Annotated in this window: 19 protein-coding genes; 6 read left to right on the top strand and 13 right to left on the bottom strand. The window is 65.9% G+C overall.

From position 1 onward, the window contains the following. Positions 1-151 precede the first annotated feature (151 nt). Entirely contained in the window at positions 152-514 is a 363-nt protein-coding gene (locus CBI38_RS09280) for a VOC family protein (protein ID WP_109334959.1), read from the top strand. Positions 515-566: 52 nt separating this feature from the next. Here CBI38_RS09280 and CBI38_RS09275 read toward each other — a convergent pair whose 3' ends face one another. From CBI38_RS09275 to CBI38_RS09240, 8 genes are all read right to left on the bottom strand, one after another. Next, positions 567-899: a hypothetical protein gene (locus CBI38_RS09275; protein WP_109328291.1), complete on the bottom strand. Its 333-nt coding sequence runs from the start codon at positions 897-899 to the stop codon at positions 567-569. Positions 900-990: 91 nt separating this feature from the next. Next, complete coding sequence (locus tag CBI38_RS09270) at positions 991-1,461, bottom strand: MaoC/PaaZ C-terminal domain-containing protein (protein ID WP_109328289.1); 471 nt, start codon at positions 1,459-1,461, stop codon at positions 991-993. Between the two features lie 100 nt (positions 1,462-1,561). Further along, the gene (locus CBI38_RS09265; protein WP_230990122.1) at positions 1,562-2,302 is read right to left on the bottom strand and encodes a hypothetical protein; all 741 of its coding nucleotides are present in this window, start codon (positions 2,300-2,302) and stop codon (positions 1,562-1,564) included. Continuing rightward, the gene (locus tag CBI38_RS09260) at positions 2,299-4,647 is read right to left on the bottom strand and encodes a TPR repeat domain-containing protein (RefSeq protein ID WP_109328287.1); all 2,349 of its coding nucleotides are present in this window, start codon (positions 4,645-4,647) and stop codon (positions 2,299-2,301) included. The genes CBI38_RS09265 and CBI38_RS09260 overlap by 4 nt, the downstream gene beginning before the upstream one ends. Then, the gene (locus CBI38_RS09255; RefSeq protein ID WP_109328286.1) at positions 4,644-5,048 is read right to left on the bottom strand and encodes a hypothetical protein; all 405 of its coding nucleotides are present in this window, start codon (positions 5,046-5,048) and stop codon (positions 4,644-4,646) included. Before CBI38_RS09255 ends, CBI38_RS09260 begins: the two co-directional genes overlap by 4 nt. A 154-nt stretch (positions 5,049-5,202) precedes the next feature. Next, positions 5,203-6,504 carry a type I glutamate--ammonia ligase gene (locus CBI38_RS09250; RefSeq protein WP_109328284.1) on the bottom strand — a complete coding sequence of 434 codons (1,302 nt, stop codon included), beginning with the start codon at positions 6,502-6,504 and terminating at the stop codon, positions 5,203-5,205. After that, positions 6,504-8,447: an acyl-CoA thioesterase/bile acid-CoA:amino acid N-acyltransferase family protein gene (locus CBI38_RS09245; RefSeq protein ID WP_109328282.1), complete on the bottom strand. Its 1,944-nt coding sequence runs from the start codon at positions 8,445-8,447 to the stop codon at positions 6,504-6,506. The genes CBI38_RS09250 and CBI38_RS09245 overlap by 1 nt, the downstream gene beginning before the upstream one ends. 86 nt (positions 8,448-8,533) lie before the next feature. After that, positions 8,534-9,712 (bottom strand): PucR family transcriptional regulator, encoded by a 1,179-nt coding sequence (locus CBI38_RS09240; RefSeq protein ID WP_109328280.1) that lies wholly within the window; start codon positions 9,710-9,712, stop codon positions 8,534-8,536. A gap of 198 nt (positions 9,713-9,910) precedes the next feature. On the opposite strand from CBI38_RS09240, the gene CBI38_RS09235 reads away from it, so the two are divergent. Beyond that, complete coding sequence (locus CBI38_RS09235; protein ID WP_109334957.1) at positions 9,911-11,653, top strand: aldehyde dehydrogenase family protein; 1,743 nt, start codon at positions 9,911-9,913, stop codon at positions 11,651-11,653. A gap of 30 nt (positions 11,654-11,683) precedes the next feature. After that, on the top strand, positions 11,684-13,270 hold the full coding sequence (locus tag CBI38_RS09230; RefSeq protein ID WP_109328278.1) for a GMC family oxidoreductase: 1,587 nt from the start codon (positions 11,684-11,686) through the stop codon (positions 13,268-13,270). Positions 13,271-13,331: 61 nt separating this feature from the next. Here the strand turns inward: CBI38_RS09230 and CBI38_RS09225 are convergent, their stop codons facing one another. Then, positions 13,332-13,934, bottom strand: a complete 603-nt coding sequence (locus tag CBI38_RS09225) for a C40 family peptidase (RefSeq protein WP_109328276.1) — start codon at positions 13,932-13,934, stop codon at positions 13,332-13,334. Between the two features lie 249 nt (positions 13,935-14,183). Here CBI38_RS09225 and CBI38_RS09220 point away from each other — a divergent pair, with 249 nt between their 5' ends. From CBI38_RS09220 to CBI38_RS09210, 3 genes are all read left to right on the top strand, one after another. Next, positions 14,184-15,005, top strand: coding sequence for an alpha/beta fold hydrolase (locus CBI38_RS09220; RefSeq protein ID WP_109328274.1), 822 nt, complete (start codon positions 14,184-14,186; stop codon positions 15,003-15,005). A 671-nt stretch (positions 15,006-15,676) separates the two neighbouring features. After that, a complete protein-coding gene (locus tag CBI38_RS09215; protein ID WP_204164898.1) occupies positions 15,677-16,630 on the top strand; it encodes a DUF808 domain-containing protein in 954 nt (317 codons plus the stop codon). 169 nt (positions 16,631-16,799) lie between these two features. Beyond that, positions 16,800-17,663: a class I SAM-dependent methyltransferase gene (locus CBI38_RS09210; protein ID WP_204164897.1), complete on the top strand. Its 864-nt coding sequence runs from the start codon at positions 16,800-16,802 to the stop codon at positions 17,661-17,663. Between the two features lie 75 nt (positions 17,664-17,738). Here the strand turns inward: CBI38_RS09210 and CBI38_RS09205 are convergent, their stop codons facing one another. From CBI38_RS09205 to CBI38_RS09190, 4 genes are all read right to left on the bottom strand, one after another. Then, a complete protein-coding gene (locus tag CBI38_RS09205; protein ID WP_109328269.1) occupies positions 17,739-18,068 on the bottom strand; it encodes an ANTAR domain-containing protein in 330 nt (109 codons plus the stop codon). Between the two features lie 742 nt (positions 18,069-18,810). Next, positions 18,811-19,299: a flavin reductase family protein gene (locus CBI38_RS09200; RefSeq protein WP_109328267.1), complete on the bottom strand. Its 489-nt coding sequence runs from the start codon at positions 19,297-19,299 to the stop codon at positions 18,811-18,813. Continuing rightward, entirely contained in the window at positions 19,299-19,805 is a 507-nt protein-coding gene (locus CBI38_RS09195; protein WP_109334956.1) for an NADPH-dependent FMN reductase, read from the bottom strand. The genes CBI38_RS09200 and CBI38_RS09195 overlap by 1 nt, the downstream gene beginning before the upstream one ends. Before the next feature lie 196 nt (positions 19,806-20,001). Further along, entirely contained in the window at positions 20,002-20,718 is a 717-nt protein-coding gene (locus tag CBI38_RS09190) for an ABC transporter ATP-binding protein (protein WP_230990120.1), read from the bottom strand. Between the last annotated feature and the right edge of the window lie 87 nt (positions 20,719-20,805).

Raw genomic sequence — 20,805 nt, 5'->3', positions numbered from 1 at the left:
GGTCGCCTCGCCGCGCACACCACCCACCCTAGGGGAGCCGAAATGCCACCCGGTGACAGTTCACGACACCGTCACTCGACTGCCGAGGCCGGTCCGGAAGTCGGTCGCCCGGCGTAGCGTCACCTCCACGATCTCGGACGGAGGAGTGCTCATGTCAGGTGACGTGTCGTTTTTCGAGTTGGGTGTGGCCGACGCCGAACAGGGCCGAAAGTTCTATTCGGCCCTGTTCGGCTGGCAGTTCGAACCCGGTCCCGGCGGGTCCGGATACGCGATCAACACGCCCAATGTTCCGGGCGGCATCCACGGCGGCGACCCGGGCGCCGGCCCGTACGTGTTCTTCCGGGTAGCTGACCTCGACGCCGCGAAGCAGAAGGTCCTGGCGCTCGGAGGGACGGTCGATGCAGTCGACCTCGGAGAAGAGCCCGAGTCGGTGGCACGGTTCGGACGATTCACGCTCTGTCACGACGACCAGGGATCCGCGTTCGGCCTACACCAACCTCCCTCCGGCGCATGACGTCGCCGCCCCGGCCTTGAAGCTGCCGGGGCGCGTCGGGACCGAGCCGAGGTTACGGTTCGTTCGGCGAGTCGCCGCCGCCCTCGTCACCGCTGTAGGTGGCGGGCTGCGGGATGCCGTCGTCGGGGCCGTCGCACCAGTTGTCGTATTGGTTGTACGGGTCGGCGCCCCAGGCCGGAACGTTGTTCTCATAGGGTTCTGCCCAGTCGTCGCAACCGGCGGGGCCGTACTGCGGAACTCCGGGGGGCAACGGCTGCACTACATCCGGTGCTCGCACCGGGACCACAGCCGAGTCGAGAGCGTCGCCCCACGCAACGCCGGTGGTTCCCACACCGAGCGCAGCTGCACACACCGCGACCGCGGCCAATCTGATGCCGACCTTCATGATGCCTCCATAGGTAGGTGACTCTGCCCATGGGCGATACCCAAAGAATCGGCAAACAATCCTTTACGGCAAAAATATCTGGGAATTCCGGTCAGGGCCTGCTGCGCATGAACATCTCGGTGACCATCGTGAGCATCGGTTTGCCGTCCCCGTTGACGATCTCAGCGGCGGCAGTCACCAGGCCGCGCCCGCGGTCGTCCAGCACGACATTGTCGATCAGCATGGACCCGGTCAGCACCTCACCCGGTCGGACCGGGCGGAGGAAGTTGACGTTCCGGAAGCATTTGCCGGCGATGACGCTCCAGTCGTTGTAAAGACTGGTCACGGTCAGCCGCTGGCAGATGGCGATCGTGTGCACACCGCTGGCGATCAACCCGCCGAAATATCCGCCCTCTGCAGATTCGCGATCGATGTGAAAAGACTGTGGATCCCATTGGCCGGCGAATTCCACCAGCTCCTGCTCGGTCACCGTGTACGAGCCCAGCTCGAACCTGTCACCCACCGCGAGGTCGTCTGCGTAGACGACGCCGTTTCTGCTGCCCACTTCATACCGTCCGATCACTCCCGCGAACCCCCGTCGAGCACGGGGGCCGCAGTCGAGGATAGGACCGGGCCGAAGGCGGCGGCGACGGTGCCCTTCCACCGGCGGTCGGGGCCGGCCGTCAGCTCTCGTCGTACCGCGGCCACCCCGGATACGGAGCAAGCGTCGGGTAGGGGGTGTCGTGTGGGAGGTTCGCCTTCTGCGGTCGCACATCCCTCCCATCCGGCATTCGCGAGTCGCACTCGGCATAAGCGTTCTGATCGCGCGCGCCTTTCACATGCTCGGCAAGTGTCCAACCATCGAACACGTTGATGGTGGGCGCGCGTTCCGGTCCGTAGGACCTCGCAGACGTTGCGGACGTGTCATTCGGTGCGATCAGTTCCACGGTCTCCGCATTCACATACTTCGACCCGATGTTGTAGAACTTCTCGTCCTGACCCACTTCCATCACCGAGTAGTCGCCCGTGCAGATCGTGGCGAACCAACCACGTTCGGTCTTCGTCATCCACATCAGGTGTTGGAACTGGGTGCCGACGTACCGCCGCTCGATCGGGTCGACGGGGTGGTCGAAGTCGGCTCGCTTGCGCTGGGGAACCGCCTCGGCGAATCCGGGATACGCGGCCGAGAGAGAATTGCTGTTGATCGAGAGGTAATAGGACTCCACATACGCGCGAACAACCGTCGCCTGCCCGCTGTGCAGATCAATACCGGGATCAGCCGACCACCGATAATTGAAGCCCACATTGTCGGGAACCGAGTACCTCGAGACCGTCTCGACCGCTGGTGGCTCCGACCCACTCGATCCGCACCCTGCTGCCAGCACGGATGTCGTGACCGCTACGACGATCAAACGTCTCTTCACTGGCCGTACGTCGCATCCTGAACGTATTCACGCCCTGCGTTCAGTTGGTCTACGAACTCACCCAATCCCGTGTATCCCGCTTCGACGATGTAACTGGAAAGGTTCGCACCGAGAACCGGGAGATTCGAATCGGGGCGGTCGCCCGCGATCTCGTTGTATGACAGCAAGGGGCCGTTCTCCCCGTCGCGGAATCTGTCCAGACCCTCGTAGGGATCAAGCACTCCACCATTCGCCGACTGAATCCCCAGGGCAATTTGGTAGTACTGCTTCGCGAGGTGCGACTCATCGGAGAATTGAGTGTTCTGCTGCGCAGTATTATCGGGCACCGCGCCCATCACCGCGCTTTTGAATGCCGGATCCGCAAGATCGATCCCACTCGATATCAGGGGGCCGGCACCAGGAATGAACTCGACGCCTTTACTCACAACTGTTCTGATGGTGTCGTAGGCAACGCCTTTGTTCTCGAACCCGGACGAAGTACTTGACGCTTCGTCCCCAGATCGGTCGGCGAACTCGAGGTCGAATCCTTTATCTACAACGCCCTGAATGCTTCCTGCCCACCATCCGTATTGATCGTGCGAGATATGAGGAGCAGGCGAATCCAACGCCCACGCTTGCTCGAGCTGAGCCGACATTCCGAACGCCTGCGCGTTGAAGTAGCTTGCCGCATCGGCATTGGAGTCGATCACCGAAAAGAGGCGGGGCGCGTTCTCGAGCCCGAATTCTCCACCGGTCGAGCTAGTGAAACCCGAAGTGCCCGCGAAGTCGCCGGGCACCCCCACCATATTGCCGATGTAGGGTGCGAGCGTTGCGCCCAACGCCTGCGTGATGTCGGGGTTCACCTCACCGATTGCCTGCCCCTTCATCCCCGGGATATCGAGTAGCTCGGCGTCTTTCGCGGCGAGGATCTGTGCGAGTCCGAATGCCGATTCGCCGGCCTGTCGCGACCGGAAGATTTCGCCGGGATCGGACGGATCGGAGGGCCTGGCGTCGTCGGCGATCCAGTCGAACATCCCGGCCACCTTCTGTTCGCCGCCGTCAACCCAATCACGTTGCAGCAGAGGCATGATGACGTCGTCGCGGTTGTAGTCGGCCTGCATGCCTTCGCCGGACAGGATGTTGTGGACCGCGACATGATCGCGACCACCGACGCCGACCATGTCCTGCAGGAGGGTGTCGACGCTGTCTCGGCCCAGCGTGTTGTGGTCGAACGAGTCCCCGATCAAGAGACTCTTGTCGTTGGTGGCCGAGGCGATCTCGCCGGCACGGGAGAGGAGGCTCTCGCTCAGCTCACTGCCCTGCTGGACGCCCGGGTCCGCGAGACCGAAGGCTTTGGTGAAGCGTGCCAGGTCGTCGCCGTTGTTGACGACCAAAGAAGGTTGCGGGGCGTCGTGCGCACCCTTCGTGAGGTTGCCGGTCGACGTCACCGGGCCCTCGAATAGCCCTCGAAGGCTTTCCGGGATGTGGCTCCGACCGCCGACGTCTCCGCCGGCACTGCCGACGTTGTAGTTCGACACCGCGGCGAGACCGTTGGACAGCGCGCTGGCGGCCTCGGTGCGTCCGTTCTCGCTGTACTGCTCGGACAGGGCGAGGAAGCCGTCCTTGCCTGCCGCCGTATAAAACTGCTGCAGGAAGTCGATCGTTCCCTGTGGAAGATCGGTGACCTTGCCGCCGTCGGCCAGCGTCTTCACTTGTTCGGGAGTGAGCCCTGCGGCCGCGATTTCCCGGGCAACACGGTCACGGACGTCCTGCGGAATGTCGGAACCGGCTCGCGCGACCTGCTCGCCGAGCGCGGCGCCCTCGTGCCCCGACAGGCCCGCGGACGCCGGGGCGCTCGCCGCCACGGCGCCGAGCGCGTCCCGGATCGCCGTCGCCATGTCCCGATCGGCGGTGTCGAGTTCCGTCAGCGCTGCACCGAGTTGGCTGCGCCAGTACTCCAGCAGGTCGGCATGTTCGGCGGCCTCGGCCTCGCTCATCGTCGTCGGCGGGCTGACGATCTGCCAGTCGTCGGAGACGGTGAATCCGTCGGTTGCCGCCTTGTCGATCACGATGGCGACATAGTCCCGCGCATGGCCGAGGCGATCGGCCCCACCGACGAGTGCGTTCGACAGATCCTCCAGATCGTCGGCGAGCCTTCGGATTTCCGTGCGCTCACTGTTCGCTCGCAACTCGGCAGCCGCCTGCGCCGGACCGCGCCAGTCGTCGTTCCGGCCCAGATCCGCGACAGCACGCAGGACGTCGTCCGCTCGGGTTCGCGTGTCTTCGGCGGTCCGTCCGATTTCCTCGCCCGCCAGTGTGAGATCCCGCGGATTCCAGACATGCAGTTGCGACCTACGCGGAATCACATCTCTCCCATCGCCGACAACTGCGACGCGAACGACGTGTCGGTGACCTCGTAGTTCTCGGCCCCGTCACCCGCGATGAACGCCATCTCGTCGATGCGACTGGCCGCGACTCCCAGCGCGGACGCGAGGATGTCGCCGGCGTCCCGGCACGCTGCCGCTGTGTCGGACCCCTCGACGGCCCGAACCGCATGCTCGAAGCTACGGCGGCCACCCAACGCCTCGACCTCACGCGCAATGCCACCGAGCGCGGTGGACATCGCACGCAGCATGTCGGGGTCGACCTTGACAACCGCAACGTCTCGTCCGCCGAGTATCGGCGGCAACCCGGGGACGGCGTCCAGCGGACGCTGCGTCGCACCGGTCCCGTCCAGCGACGCAATGACACTGTCCGGCCACGTCATATCGCCCTCTGACAACGAATTCTCCCCCTGATATCCGCATCGAGGTCCACCCCCGGACCCGGGTCACCGACATGCTCGGCGACCGTGGAAAGAATAGCGGACGTCCTCACACGAACGTGTGACCGCGGTTCCGCATCCGGAGTTCCGCAACTGACTAGGACGTCCACGCGTACCGGAAGCGTTGCGCGACCTCGTCGACCGGTTTCGCCCGGTATTCGGCGTGCTCGTAACCCCTGACCGCCACGAGCGCTTCCATGATCAGCGGCCCGAACAAGTCGCGCGCGAGCGCCGACGATTCGAATGCTCCGAGCATGTCGGACGACAGGGTCGGGAGAAGATCGACGGCGTGGGTGCCGGACAAGTCCGCGGGGTCGACCGACACCTCGTCCGGGAGCGTAAGCCCGCCGGTGATGCCGTCGTGGGCGGCACCGAGAATGGCGGCGCTACTCAGATACGGGTTCGCGGACGGGTCGATAGGTTTGATTTCCAGGTTCGCGCCGTGCGGATTCCCGGCAGTGTCCGCGCAGAGGCGGACGGCTGCCTCGCGGTTTTCCAGGCCCCAGCAGCGGAACACCCCCGACCACATGCCTGGGCGCAAACGCAGGTGCGACAGCACCGACCCGGCGAGAACGGCCGTGAACTCGGGTAGCGCTCGCAGAATCCCGGCGACCGCGGCACCACCGGCGAGAGTGAGCCCGTGCGGGCCCGGCCCTCCCGACAGGATCGGCAGGCCGCGTTCGGTGAACGACACGTGCTGATGGGCACCGTTTCCCGCCCCACCTGCGACGGGCATAGGTGAGAACGACGCCCGGAGTCCCTGAACGCGCGCGACCCGGCTGATCAGGGCGCGGGCCAGCACCGCATTGTCGGCCGCCTCGACGGGATCCGCGGGGGCGAGCGCCACCTCGAATTGATTCAGCCCAGCCTCGGCGTGGACCTGTTCGATCGGCAGCTCGGCGCTCGACGCCGCCGCCAGCAGCCGTTCGATGAATTCTTCCTGCGCGAGAACGGCATTGAGGCCGTATGCGGACCATTCTTCGGTGCTCGCCGCGTCGAAGAGCGTGAACTCGATCTCGTGGCCGGTTCGTGCGCTCAGACCGGACTCCGCCAACCGCGTCGTCACCCGCCGCAGCGCGCCTCGGGTGCACGCCTGCGACGGTGTTCCGTCCTGCTCGCAGAGATTCGCCGGAGCCCAGTACGTGCCGTTGCCGAGGTCCCGGACCTCGTCGGGGTCGATGCGGAGCCGAAGATCGCCGGTCACGGAGAAGGAGGGCGTGAACGCGAGATGGTCGTCGACGCAAAACACACTCCAGCTCGATGACGCCCCCGCCCCCGCTTCGGCGAAGGCCGACAACCGTGAGCGCGGAAACACTTTGGCCCGCGAGACACCTGCCATGTCGACGATCGATCCGACGACGCGGTCCGAGGATGCGGTATTCCCGCCTCCGGTGCCCATCAGGCACTCGTCGTGGCGGCCGTGCGGGACAGGAAACCGAGGACGCACTGTATCGCTTCGCGTTGGGCACGCGCCTGCCCGATGCCGCCCCCACCGAGGGCGATGCCACCGGTCCATTGGGCACCCGACGGAAACATTCCCCACCGAACCAGGTGGCCGGCGCCGGGAAAGCACCGGTGCTCGTCGTGTCGTTCCGCGCGCCGCGCCAGAAGGGCGGTGGCCATGTCGGCCGATGGCCAGAGCTCGTCGTCCTCACCGGTCAGGCACAGGAGCGGCGCTGCGACACGCTCGGAGTGCAGTATCGAATTCGCCGGTGCGGCGGCGAGACCGGCACGGTAGGCGGTGCCGAGCCGAAGCAGGCTGGGCCGCCCTGCGGCGATGTCGCGGTGGGCGTGCCACGCGTTCCGGATGAGCTGCGGCATCAGGGTCCCGCCGGGGAGGGGCGCCCAGGGGACTGCCCGGCCGCGACGCGTCCACGACGGCGTATCGGGGATTTCTCCCTCGGGTCCGATGGCCTGCCACGACACCGAACTCGGGCTCGTCAGTACGAGACCATTCACGTCGAGCAATCCGTCGCAGGCGGCGGCGAGCAGTCCTTCCGCACCGCGGGACGTACCGACGGCGGTTACGCGATCGCCGTCCACCTGTGCGAGTGTCCGCAGGAACGTGACCGCAGTCGCGAACCGTTCGAGCGGGATGTCGACCAGTGTCGGCTCCGTGCCCGGTTCGTCGACCCACGAATACGCCAGCGCGGACCAGCCGTGTGATGCGAGCATCTCCAGGTTGGAGCGCTGCGAGTCGACGCCACCCTCGGAGCCGCCGAAACACACGACTCCCGGCCACCCCGCGGTGGGCGCGTCGCCGGCGGGTAGGGCGAGGAGCGCGGGGCGGCCGTCGACCTCCCGTTCGGTGACCGTGACGCCCGGGGCGGCAGCGCGACGGATCACGGTCCGCCGCACCCTTCCCTGCGCAGACGTGACGTCGACCGTGACGTTCCATGGACCGGCGGGGGGCACGAACAGTTCGGGTACGCGATCGTCCGACACGAACCGCATCGCCCACAGCGGGGCGTCGCTGTCTGCCACATCCCAGTCGCCGCGCACCGGTGCCCGCGAGGTGACGTCGACGGTTCCGTCGGCAGGGACCACGAACACTGCCTCCGAACGCCACTGCGAGCCGAAGAGATCCGTTCCTGTGGTCCGGACAGTAAGCGCGGCACCCGGCTCCGCGCCGCGCACGGCGACCGCGAAGGGTTGATCGTGGCGGGAATCCTCGACGACGTCGAGGACCAGGCTCCCCTCCACCCGGTCCTCGGGCGGCGACGGTCGCGATACCACCGTCGGCTCCATCGAGGACTGCTCCGCGAGAAGATGCGACGTCTTGTCGAACCACCCGGGAAACATCGCCGAGACCAACCCGGCCACACCCATCAGCGTGTAGGGCAGAACCCAGTAGCAGACGATCGACAGGGGGTCCCCGTCATCGCGCATGGTTGCGTCACCATCGACGATCGGCGGTATCAGCGACACCAGCGTCATTGCACCGAATGCAGCCACCCACATCCAGGTCATCGCCGTAGTGACGTACCGGAAGCCGCCGCCTGCAGCTGTCGCGGCGTCGACGCTTCCCACCGCATATTCGCGGACGAACGGCCGGCCCACCAGTACGCCGACCGCGGCGATCGCGAAGAGTCCGAAGTTACTCAGCGGCTGCAACCATCGCGCCAGAACGGCGTCGTCGACGAGGAGGGCTGCAATCAGCAGCAGTGCGAAAACGGCAACGGTGCCCACTTCGAGAGTGCGCGACGGTTGACGGCGCGCCCGTTGCAGCACCTGCCCGGCCAGCGCGATACCGAACGCGACGGCGACTGCAGTGACGAACCCCGTGTTGCCCACGAGAATCCAGTAGACGATCCACGGCGCAAATCCGATGACGAATCCCATTGCACTGCCCCACTGCCCGGCATCCCCGGGCTACGACGGCCGACTGGCACTTATTGTCGGGCCTGCGACGTGTTCGGGGACTCGTTTCAGGAAGCGAGCAGTTGATGCGCCCGCAGGCCGACATAAAGTTCGGCGGCGTCGATGGGATCCGAGAAGTTCCGCCCGGTGAGGCTGTGGATCCTGCGCAACCGGTACAGCACGGTGTTGCGGTGGTAGTGCAGCTGCGCTGCGGCCGCAGTGGTGGAGCCGTGGCAGGCGAACCACGCGTCGAGTGTGGAGAGCAGACTGTCCTGCTCCTCCGGCGGCAGCGCCAACACCGGTCCGAGAATCTGGCCCGCCGCGAGCTTGCTCGCTTCCGGCGCACTGACCAGCAGCAGCGAGACGGGCACGGACTCGTATCGCGTGACCGTGCTACCACCAAGTCCCGCGCACCGGCGGGCGACACGTGCCTGCTCGACGGCGGCGCTCGTCCCCGCCGGCCGGGTGAATGTGGAGCTGACCCCGACCCGTGCGTCGGCGCGGCCGAGAAATGTCAGCGCTGCCTCGACGAAGTCGGCGGTGGACGCCCACAGCAACCCGATTCGGCCGTCGACCTCCGTGTCCCACACGGACTCGACTCCCACGCCGCGCAGTTCGGCCTCCAGCAGATCCGCCGAACACGGTGACGCCGCCGATTCGACCGACACGACCACGAAGGTGCTGTGCTCGGGGATGCGGAACGTCCGCAGCGCATCGGCAGCTCCCGCCGGATTCGCCGAGTGCTCCCCGAAAAGCGTCCTCACGAGCCGGCCGCGCGACTCGGCGTCCTCCCGGGCACGGAGGTCAGCGGTCTCGCGGTAGGACTCCGCGGCACTGTCGGAATACACATCCACCAACGCCCACACCTGCGCAGCCATCTCGAGCAGCGCGTTGGTGGCCCGGCCCTCCGAGCGGTCCATCAGCTCATCCCAGATCAGTCGGCCACCGAGTCGGAACGCGTGGAGCAGGGCGGCGAGCGGCACACCCTGTTCGGCCTTCAGCTGGCCGGCTGCCCGCGCAGCCTCCAGCCGGATCGGCGCGATCCCGGCGAGGTTGCCGAGCATCGCCGTCAGGTTGTCGAGGCACGCCCCGTACAACTGCTCGGGGGTGAGCAAAGTCGCCTCGATGTAGCCGTGTTCGGCAGACAGAATTCTCTCGGTGAGGGTCTGGGACAGCTCGTTCACCGATTCGAGCATGTCGCCCAGTAGATCGGTGGGCGACGGCGCGATGTCCGGACTGGCAACCATTCGGCAAGACTATCGACCGGCCGTCCGTACCGCCACACCCTTGTTGTGCGACGGCATAGGGACAAAGTGGACATTTGACAGCCGCCGCCTATGGCGCAGCAGCCGGGGATGCGACGAGAATCACAGGCCTACGCCCACAGCCGTTCAGCGTCTGTGGCGACGTTCTCCATGTAATCGACCCGAGCGGAGATGTCCACAGTGAGCACTTCAAACCCCGAGGCCACTCCCCCACCCTCCGGCGCGGCCGAGCACGCGGCCGTCGACGCAGCCCTCGCCGACCTGGCCGAAGGCGAGAAGAACTGGGCTGACCTGTCCCTGTCCGAACGCGGGAAGCTTCTCGACAAAGTCCACGACCTCACCGTGCAGCACGCCGCGGACTGGGTGGACGCTGCTGTCGGGATCAAGGGCCTCGACCCGAAGTCGCCGCTGGTCGGTGAGGAATGGATGTCCGGCCCGTATTCCGTCGCGACCGCCACCGCCGCGCTCTCCGCAAGCCTGGCAAAACTTGAGGCGGGCGGCAGTCCCCTCGACGGCGCCACCTTCGGCACGGCGCCCGGCAACCGCACCACCGTCAAGGTTCTTCCTCTCAACATTTTCGACAAGCTGCTCCTCAGTGGTTTCAGCGCCGAGGTGTGGCTGCAGCCGGGGATCGATCGTGCAACGGCACAGCGGGACGCCGGCTTGGCTCAGCGAGACCCCTCCCACACCCGGGGCATCGGTGTGGTGCTCGGCGCCGGCAACATCACCTCGATCGCCCCGTTGGACACGCTCTACGAATTGATCGCCCACAACCGCGTCGTCGCGCTCAAGCTCAACCCGATCACCGACCCGTTGCTGCCGGTCCTCACACGGGTGCTCGAGCCACTCATCTCCGTGGGCGCCGTCCGCCTCCTCACCGGTGGCGCCGACGTCGGAACCTATCTGGTGCACCACCAGCAGGTCGATCACGTCCACATGACGGGTAGCGCACTCACCCACGATGCGATCGTCTTCGGCACAGGCGAGGAAGGCGCGAGACGCAAGGCCGCGAACGAGCCGATCCTCGGAAAAGAGATCTCGAGCGAACTCGGTGGCGTGTCCCCCACCATCGTGCTGCCCGGCGAGTGGAGCCACGCCGACATCAAGTTCCAGGCCGAGCACATTGCCACCCAGCGGCTACACAACGGTGGCTACAACTGTGTCGCGGCACAAGCGGTCGTGGTGTCCTCGGAGTGGAGGCAGCGTAACGAGTTCCTCGCCGCTCTGCGCGACGCCCTCGATCGAGCACCAAACCGCTCCGCCTACTACCCGGGCAGCGACACCCGTGTGGCCGGAGCGGTTGCGTCGTTCCCCAAGGCCGAGCGTCTGGGCAAGAACGGTAGGCGCGTGCTGGTGACGAACCTCGATCCCGGCGAATACGAGCCACTGCTGCAGACGGAGTACTTCGCTCCAGTCCTCGGCGTGATCGACCTTCCGTACCAGGGAAACGAGTTCGCGAGGCGAGCAGCACAATTCGTGAACGATGACTTCGTCGGCACGCTCGGGGTGAACATCGTCGCGACACCGCAGACCATTCGCTCGATGGGTTCGGCGTTCGACTCCTTCGTGGAGAGCCTGCAATACGGGACCATCGCCATCAACGCCTGGACCGGCGTGGGATACCTCACCGCCACCGCAACCTGGGGCGCCTTCCCCGGCCACACGGTGAACGACGTCCAGAGCGGAATCGGTGTGGTCCACAACGCGCTGTTGATCGACCGCCCCGAACGCACCGTGGTGCGAGGCCCGTTCCGCCCGTCACCGCGATCGGTGATGAAGCGGGAGCTGTCCATTTCACCCAAACCGCCGTGGTTCGTGAACAATCGCACCGCCGCCACCACGGGGCGCCTGCTGACCGCCTTCGCCGGAGCACCGTCATGGAAGCGGCTCCCGGCCATCTTCGCGTCCGCGCTGCGTGGCTGACGCACCGCTGTCTCGACTGGAGAGGAACGAATGAAACACATACCGTCGGTGGCGGACTACGTCGTGGTGGGGTCGGGCTCGGCGGGTGCCGCACTGGCCGAACGCCTCAGCGCCGACTCCCGGAATGCAGTGGTGGTCCTCGAGGCCGGCCCCGAGGACAAGAACAAATTCGCGCACATCCCCGCCGCCTTCTCGAAGTTGTTCCGCAGCGAGGTGGACTGGGATTACCTCACCGAGCCGCAAGACGCCCTCGGTGGCCGCGAAATCTACTGGCCGCGGGGCAAGATGCTCGGCGGATCCTCGTCGATGAACGCGATGATGTGGGTGCGTGGGTTCGCCGCCGACTACGACGAGTGGGCGGAACTCGCCGACGAGTCATGGTCGTTCCGGGAGGTGCTCAAACATTTTCGGCGCATCGAGAAAGTGGAAGGCGCCACCGAGGCCGACTGCGGCATCGAAGGTCCGATCAACGTGTGCCATCAGCGGAGCCCACGCGCACTGACAGGAGCGTTCCTCGACGCGGTTCGGGAAACCGGATATCCCGTGGAGCGTGCGAATACCGCACAGCCCGAGGGTTTCTCCCAGACGATGGTCACCCAGAAGCGTGGTGCGCGGTGGAGCACCGCCGACGCCTACCTCCGGCCCGCGATGAAACGCAAGAATCTCACCGTGGTGACCGAGGCGCTGGCCACCCGCGTGTTGTTCGACGGAACCGCCGCGGTCGGGGTCGAATACGAGAAGGGCGGTGCACGCCACACCGTCCGGGCGGCGAAAGAGGTGATACTCGCCGGTGGGGCGATCAACACGCCGCAGCTGCTGATGCTGTCCGGTGTCGGTGACGAGCAGCAGCTACGCGAGCACGGCATCCCCGTGCAGCACCACCTTCCCGAGGTCGGGAAGAACCTGGCAGATCACCTCGTCTCGTTCCTCGGTTACAGCGTGGACTCCGACTCGTTGTACGCGGCGGAGAAGATCCCCGAGTTGATCAACTACCTCACGCGCCGACGCGGCATGCTCACCTCCAATGTCGCGGAGGCATACGGGTTCGTGAGGAGCCGGGACGACTTGCCACTACCCGACCTCGAGATGATCTACGGCCCCGCACCGTTCTTCGACGAGGGGCTGATCCCCGCCACCGGCCACGCCGCCGTCATCGGCACCATTCTGGTGAAACCGGAGAGTCGCGGCACCATCACTCTGCGGTCTGCGGATCCTGCGGCGAAACCGATCATTGATCCCCGCTACCTCAGCGACCCCGAGGGCGCGGACCGGCGAGCCATGCTCGAAGGACTTCGCCTGTGCGATGCCCTCGCCTCGGCCCCGACGCTGAAGTCGAAGCTGGGCACACTGATTCGGCCCTCGGTCGAGCCGGATACTCCGCTCGAGGAAATACTGGAACGTGCCCTCGCCGAGAATGCGCACACGCTGTACCACCCGGTGGGTACCTGCCGGATGGGCAAGGACCCCGCCAGCGTCGTCACCCCGGACCTACGTGTGCGGGGAGTCGAGCGCCTGCGCATCGCCGATGCGTCGATCATGCCCACGATCATCCGGGGCCACACACACGCACCCGCCGTGCTCATCGGGGAACGTGCCGCCGACCTCATAGGGCGCTAGCGCCCCGTGAGTGGTTAGCGAGTCTCTGCACTCGCTAACCACTCACGGGCGGCGGAGCCGCCTAGTACCGGCGGGCCGAGTGGAACGGCATCGAATCGAGCGGTGCCTGCTTCACCGGCTGGCCGGCGCTGGGGGCGTGGACCACCATGCCGTTTCCGGCGAACATCCCGACATGCGACGCCCCGTAGAACATGACCAGATCGCCGGGCTGAAGATTTCCCTTGGCGACAGGCGCCCCGCCGTTCACCTGGTCGTAGGTGGTACGGGGGATCGAGACACCCGCCTGCTTGTATGCCCACTGCATCAGACCGGAGCAATCGAAAGCGTTCGGTCCGGTGGCGCCCCACACGTACGGTGAGCCGATCTTCGACTGGGCGGCTGTCAGCGCCTGCGCACCGCGGGTGGAGGGCAGGGCCGGAGCCGGCGGCAAGGCTGGTAACAGGTTCGATGGTGGAGCGGGGTTCGGTGCCGGCGCCTGCGGCGCGGGCGGCAGCGGCGGTACACCTGGTATGTCGAACGTCCCAATACCTGGGATGGTGATCGGCTCCGCTGCAGCAGGGGCAGCAGGGAGCATGAATGCTCCCAGCCCCACCGCGGTGGCAACCAGAACGCCACCGGTCGAAATCTGCAGACGATTGCCCCGACGCAATCTATGCTTGGCCATTGAGCTGAGTCCTTCATTTTTTCGATGTCCGGCGACTTTCGTGCCGATCGGACGAGACGTTTTATAACATCGCGGTCACGGGCTCAGCGGGCAACGGCCGAATGGCCCATACACATACCTGTTTTCGGAAAACCACGTAGATCACAGGACTATAACGAACAGACCGGTCGCGACGAAAACGTAAAACAGGTATGTCCGCGGGTAATTCGGCCGTTACCGCCGGAACACCCGTCGGACACGCTGTGGAGCGTGTCACTGACCCAGAACTCAGAACCCGAGATCCTCGAGCCGCTCGCAGGTCCGAAGGCCCCGACCCTGACCGTGGTGGCGCAGGGTCCGCCCATCGTCTTCCTCCACGGCTGGGGACTGACCCCGCGGGTGTATGGCCGCAGCCTCTCGACTCTCGTCCGACAGGGACATCGCGTCGTTACACCGACACTTCCCGGTTTCGGAGGGACTCCCGACCATCCGCCGCACGCGCGTAGCTTCGCGGGCTACGCCGCCTGGCTCGGACGGTTTCTCGACTCGGCGGGAATCGACGAGCCGGTGACCCTGGTCGGCCACTCCTTCGGCGGTGGTGTCGCGATTCAGACCGCCCACGACCTTCCCGAGCGGGTAGCACGAGTAGTTCTCGTCAACTCCGTCGGCGGCGGGGCATGGTCTGCCGGCGGTCAGGCAATACGGCACATCGGTGAAAGACCATTGTGGGATTGGGGTGCATCGGCGCTGGGCGAGGCCCTGTCGATCCGGTCGATCGCCCACACGGCAGCATCGCTCGTCAACGGTTTCATCCCCAACACAGTGCGCGATCCAGGTGCGGTGTGGCGGACGGCACATCTGGCCCGGCGCGCGGACTTGCGGACCGAACTCAGAACTATCGCGAACCGGGGACTGCCGGTGACGCTCTTGTGGGGCCTCGGTGACCGTACGATCCCGGTGGCCAGCTTGGAGTCGTTGAAGACAGCGCTCCGCAATCCACCGGTTCTCACCGTGGCGGGCGGTCACGGTTGGCTGATCCACGATCCCACCGCGTTCGCCGACGCGATAGGCAGGGCGCTCGACGCCATCTGAGTGGTCATCGCGCCCGCAACCGCGGTTGTCACACCACAGTGCGGCCCCCACCGGTCATCGATAGGGGCCGCACTGGGCAGTGAATATTCAGGTCACCGTCACGACGGCGGGGGCGCGGGAGTCGGAGGCTTAGGCGTCGGAAAATTCCCAGGGCCGGGACTGGGAGGTGGGCACAACTGGCAACCTCCGTCGCCCAGATCCTTGGGAGGCGGCTTGGGATTGGTGTCGTGACAGCTGACTCCCTTGCATGGGACAGCGGACGCCACGGCCACAGGGGCGACGGCCGAGATCGACAACGCGGCCGCAGCCCCCGCAATCAGCACAGCGATACGTCCGCGAGTTGTTCCACTCTTCGACATGGGCGGGTTCCTTTCCGAGGTCTCGAGGGCCGCCGGGTCACCGTGTTCGGCGGTGATTCCATCGTCTGCGCCAGCGAACCCCGCGACCAGATGCCCTTGGGTGACGAGATGGCCACCCTCACGGTTCGGGTTCGAGGGAGCAGTTCGAGGTCGCCCGACGTCGGCGCATCATGGCTCCGCGCTCGCACGCGGCACGTTGAGAAGCGCCCGCATGATTGTTGCGTGGGACCATGGATTCGGTAGCGTTCGGTATCGACCCGCGACCGCGTGTCATTCGATCGGCTCTGCACATTTGAACTGTGGGAGGTTCCCGTGGCTGGTGGTCTCGTCGCCTTGTTGGACGACGTCGCAGCACTCGCGAAAGTGGCTGCGGCATCCGTCGACGACATCGGAGCCGCGGCAGGCAAGGCCAGCGTCAAGGCAGCGGGTGTGGTCGTCGACGACACCGCCGTCACCCCCCGCTATGTCCATGGATTCTCCCCTAATCGCGAATTGCCGATAATCCGCAAGATCGCGATCGGATCGATCCGCAACAAACTTTTGATCATCCTGCCGGTGGCGATGATCTTGAGCCAGTTCCTGCCGCAGGCGCTGCCCTATCTGCTGATCGCCGGTGGCCTGTTCCTGTGCTTCGAGGGAGCGGAGAAGGTCTACGAGGCAATCACCGGCGGGCACCACGGCGACGAAGATACGCCGGTGGTGCTGCAGGGCCCCGAACTCGAAAAAAGCATGGTCAGCGGCGCAATTCGCACCGACCTGATCCTGTCCGCCGAGATCATGGTGATCTCCCTGTCCTCGGTCGAGAGCGAACCGTTCGTCACTCGACTGCTGGTGCTCATCGTCGTGGCGTTCCTCATCACCATCCTGGTCTATGGTGTGGTCGCCCTGATCGTGAAGATGGACGACGTGGGCTTGGCGCTCGCCCAACGCGAGTCGACGTTCAGTCAGCGAATCGGCCGAGGCCTCGTCGCCGCGATGCCGAAGGTGATGGCGGTGCTCACCGTGGTCGGGATCGCCGCGATGCTGTGGGTCGGCGGCCACATCCTGCTCGTCAATGTCGGCGAGGCAGGATTCCACTGGCCTGCCGATCGCCTCCACGATGTCGAACATTGGTTCAGCGACCTTGCGCACGGCAGTTTCGGTGGGGTTCTGTCCTGGACTTCGGGGACCGTGGTGTCTGCCCTCGTGGGGCTCGTCGTCGGCGCGATCGTCGTCCTGATCATGCACCTGATTCCGAAGCGGAAGAAGAGCGTCTCGGCGCACTGACGCGTCCGGGCGATGGGATGAGGGACTGTTGGCCCGTCCGATGCCCATATTCTGAGTCGGCCCGAGAGCGGAATGACTGCCCGTTCAAGGGCACCCGACAGACACGGCGTTCTTGCCGATACAGCAAGAACCTTCGCCAGAATGGTCGCAGCTATTGCACTGTGTCGGTATGGAAGATTCCGGCGAGGTCATCGAGGTCACGTCAGCATTGAGTGAGGCAGCCGAATGGGATGCACGCTACAACGAGCGGGATCAAGTGTGGAGCGGCGAACCCAACGGCGCACTTGTCGACGAGATGACCGGCGCACCGCCCGGGCGCGCCCTCGACGTCGGCTGCGGTGAAGGCGCTGATGCCCTCTGGCTCACCCGCCAAGGATGGGCAGTGACCGCGCTGGACGTTTCACGAGTCGCGCTCGATCGGGCCGCGGCCCATGCCGCCGACCAGAACACGGACATCACCTGGGTGTGCAGCGGCCTACTGGATGCCGATCTGCCCGCCGATGGTTTCGACCTGGTCTCAGCCCAGTACCCCGCCTTACGCAGCACAGCCGACCATGCCGCGGAACGAGCGTTGGTCTCCGCGGTCGCACCCGGCGGCATCCTGCTGGTTGTTCATCACGACATGCGCGACGGGGATGCGGCGCGCGAGCACGGCTTCGATCCCGATGACTGGGTCGCACCCGGTGATGTGGCGGCTCTATTGGATACCAGCTGGCACATCGATGTGAACGAGGTGCGGGAGCGCTCGATCAGCGGCGGCGCGGGAGCGCACCACACCCACGACGTGGTCCTGCGCGCGCACAGACTGCCCCAACGCAGCCCTCTCGTCGGACGAGGGCCAGCGAGCGGTTCGCTCGGCGCTCACACGGGAGCACAGGTGGGGACCGTGACGGCCACAGCTGCACCCGCGCCACCGCTCGCCAGGCGCGCACACCCCCACGATGGGGGCTGCTACTGGGATCATCGAGAGGCGCGGTGGGTCAACTCGCGCAGCGGCAGGGGCACGAGCCCTACTTCGGACCCTGCCGGATAGCAATCTGTCAATCAGTGGTGAGCGCGGAATCTGCGAATCCGACCTTGCCTTCAAACGCGAACCGTGCCCGCTGCGTCAGCTCGCGTGCGCGTGCGGATGTGAGGGGAGCTGGGCGAGCAGCTGCTCCCACTCGTCGAACCGGACGGCGTCAGCTGTGCGGCGATGAGGCGCGGATCCGGCGGCGAGGTCGACCAAGCTTCGGGCGGCACCGAGAACGGTCAAGTGATGGCGGCGGGAAACGTCGAGGAGTTCATCGAACGCCTGGGCATCGCTGCAGCGGCGCGCTGCGATCAGGATGCCCTTCGCGGTGGCGAGAAGCTCGCGACCGTCGGGACGCCGTCGGGGAATCAGGCGAGTGGGGCCGGCAACGGGAGTGAGGGAGAAGTCCGCGGTGTCCTCGATCATGTGGCGTAGTCCTTTGCTCTCGTGCATCGGCCGGGATGCACCGGTGTGCCGGCAACCAATCCCAAGCGGTCATAAAGTGTGAGTCATGTCACTACCGATGCCCGAATAGTTCTAGCACACGTCACGGCGGCTGCCACCTAGACAATCGTCCAATACTTTGCTCTACGTCGAGCCGGGCACCCTCGGCGTCAAATCGGTCAGCCTTCGTCCACCGCCCTCCCGGTTTGACCAACACGCAAAATGGATGTGGTGTGGATCACATTGCTGAGGTGCGACCAGCTGCTGGATCTACCATTTACCTCTCACGAAACGCACTGGATGCGGGGCCCCGATGCAGTCGATACCGAGATTTTCTGACGCGATTGCGCACTTGCCATGCCGTCAACGCCCGAGGAGACATCGGCGAGGCCAACCGCCACGCGAGTCATCGTGACGGGCGTAATCGAGTTCGCGCGGCGGTGTCCCATAGCACGTTCCGGCGAGGCCCGGCCGGAGCGGAATACACTCCGACCGGGCCGACCCGGCTCAGGCACCGTCCCCACCCTCCCGAATTCGTATCGGACGCTCACAATTCCTCGAGGCGGCGGCCTTCGCATCCGCGCCGGCCACGACACCGAACGAGACAGGGATTTATGGCTGCAACGTCGGGCGACGGTTGCGGGTTGCCCAGCCCGGCCCCGCCATCAGTTCCGCGGTTGCCGATCGCACTCTTCGTTCTCGTGACCGCACGCTGGAGACATTCTCAGGCCTGCAGCCATCGGAAGGTACTGCGGTGGAACACGATCGGCTCCACGTCCGATTGCACCCGCACCTCGTTAATTTTCAACAGCACGACCGCATGATCGCCGGCGGGCACCTGCTCCGACACTGTCGTGTCGAGCCACACGGAGGCACCACCGACGAATACCGCGCCGCCGTCACTGGTTTCCGTGGTGAGTCCTTCGAACCGGTCGCCGGTCTTCGCGGCCAGTACCCGCGCCGCGGTGTCGTGCACCTCCCCCAGCACGCTGATTCCGATGCGCGCCAATCCCGCCAGCTTGGGCCACGTCGAAGAGGTGTTCTGCACGCAGAACGCGACGAGAGGGGGATCCAACGACACCGGCACGAAGGTGCTCGCCGCCATCCCGACCCGCTCGCCGTCGATCTCTGCGCACACCGCCACCACACCACTGGGCACGTGCGAGAACGCCTCCCGCAACGAACCTGGGTCCAGCGTTACCGTCCCGCTCATCACAACTCCGTCCGTGCCGTAGCCGCCGCGGTGAGCACCGGACCCCAACGCTCGGCGTACGCGGCGATCCGCGAATCGGTGGTGTAGGTGGTGTCGGCGAGGTACAGCGCCGGCGCCGGCGTTGTTGCGCCGAGCTCCACCAATACCGGCTTCAACAGCAGCTCGGGTGCGAGCGCGTGTGCCGGGCCCGCACCGAGCATGACCGGAACCGCGACTACGCCCCGCAGTCCTTCCGCTGTCGCGAACTGGTCGAGGAAGAGCTTGAGCACTCCCGTATAGGTGGCCTTGAAGGTCGGGCTCGCGACCACCACCAGGTCCGACTCTGCCACCGTCTCGACCGCTTGCGCGACCTTGTCGTCACCCCAGCCGAGCAGACCGGGACCCAACACGATGACGTCGACGACCGAGTCCACGGGGGAACCCGTCACCGCCGTCGCCACCAACGTCGCCGCGTCCAGTGTGCGCGAACCCGCCTTGGGATTGCCCGCGACTACCGTTACCTTCATCGTTCCCTCGCCTCTCATGTGCTGTCGGTGCCACGATAGAACAGCTGAGTGTTCATCGTCGAATATGATTGACTGCGAGCCCCTTTCGCCCACAGATCATTCGGATCACGTCGAATCAAACCCTTCCGTTCACTGATGGTCGGGCTTACACTGCCGACCTGTGAGTACTTATTAACAACGGGTAGTTAAGAAGTACTCACAGGAGGTGGAGCCTCAGTTCGCGGCGCCGTTCCCGGGTCACCGCGCCGCCGCTCAACGTGGGAGCCGATCCGACGAGAAGCGCCGTGTACGGGTGCTGGGGATCGGAGATCACCTGATGGGTGGGTCCGTCCTCGACGATGTTGCCGCGGTACAGCACGACGATCCGGTCGACCAGCGCCGCGACCGCCCTCAGATCGTGCGAGATGAACAGCTGAGCGAGCTGCCGCGAGTGCCCGAGTTCGGTGAGCAGTTTCAGGATTTGAATACGGTTGACCGAGTCGAGGGCGCTGACCGGTTCGTCGAGCAGCAGCAGCGCCGGATCGAGGACGAGGGCCCTCGCGATCGCGATCCGCTGGCGCTGCCCACCCGACAGGTCTGCGGGAATCCGCGCCGCGATGTCGGCGTCGAGTCCGACACTGCCCAGTACCGCTGCCACCCGCGACCGCACCACGCTGCGGTCGAGTCCGCCGCGCACGAGCAGTGCCTCGGCGATCGACTCGCCCACCGGAATGTCCGGATCGAGGCTCAGCAGCGGATCCTGGAACACGTACTGCATGGTCCCCGTGCGGCGGTGCGCCCTGCGGTGCGCCGCGGACAGGTCGTCGACGCGCTGCCCGCGGATCTCGACCGATCCGGACGTCGGGGTGATCAGATCGAGAATTGTGCGGGCCAGTGTCGTTTTCCCGGAACCGCTTTCACCGATGAGTCCCACCTTCTCGCCGCCATCGACGGTCAGGTCGACGCCGTGCAGAATCTGCTTGCGTGCCGCGCGGGTCCGAGCTCCACCCGGACGCCGGTC

This window comes from Rhodococcus oxybenzonivorans, assembly GCF_003130705.1.
In the GTDB taxonomy this organism is placed as follows: domain Bacteria; phylum Actinomycetota; class Actinomycetes; order Mycobacteriales; family Mycobacteriaceae; genus Rhodococcus_F; species Rhodococcus_F oxybenzonivorans.
Note: the sequence above shows the minus strand (reverse complement) of the source record. Positions and strands in the feature narration are given on the sequence as shown.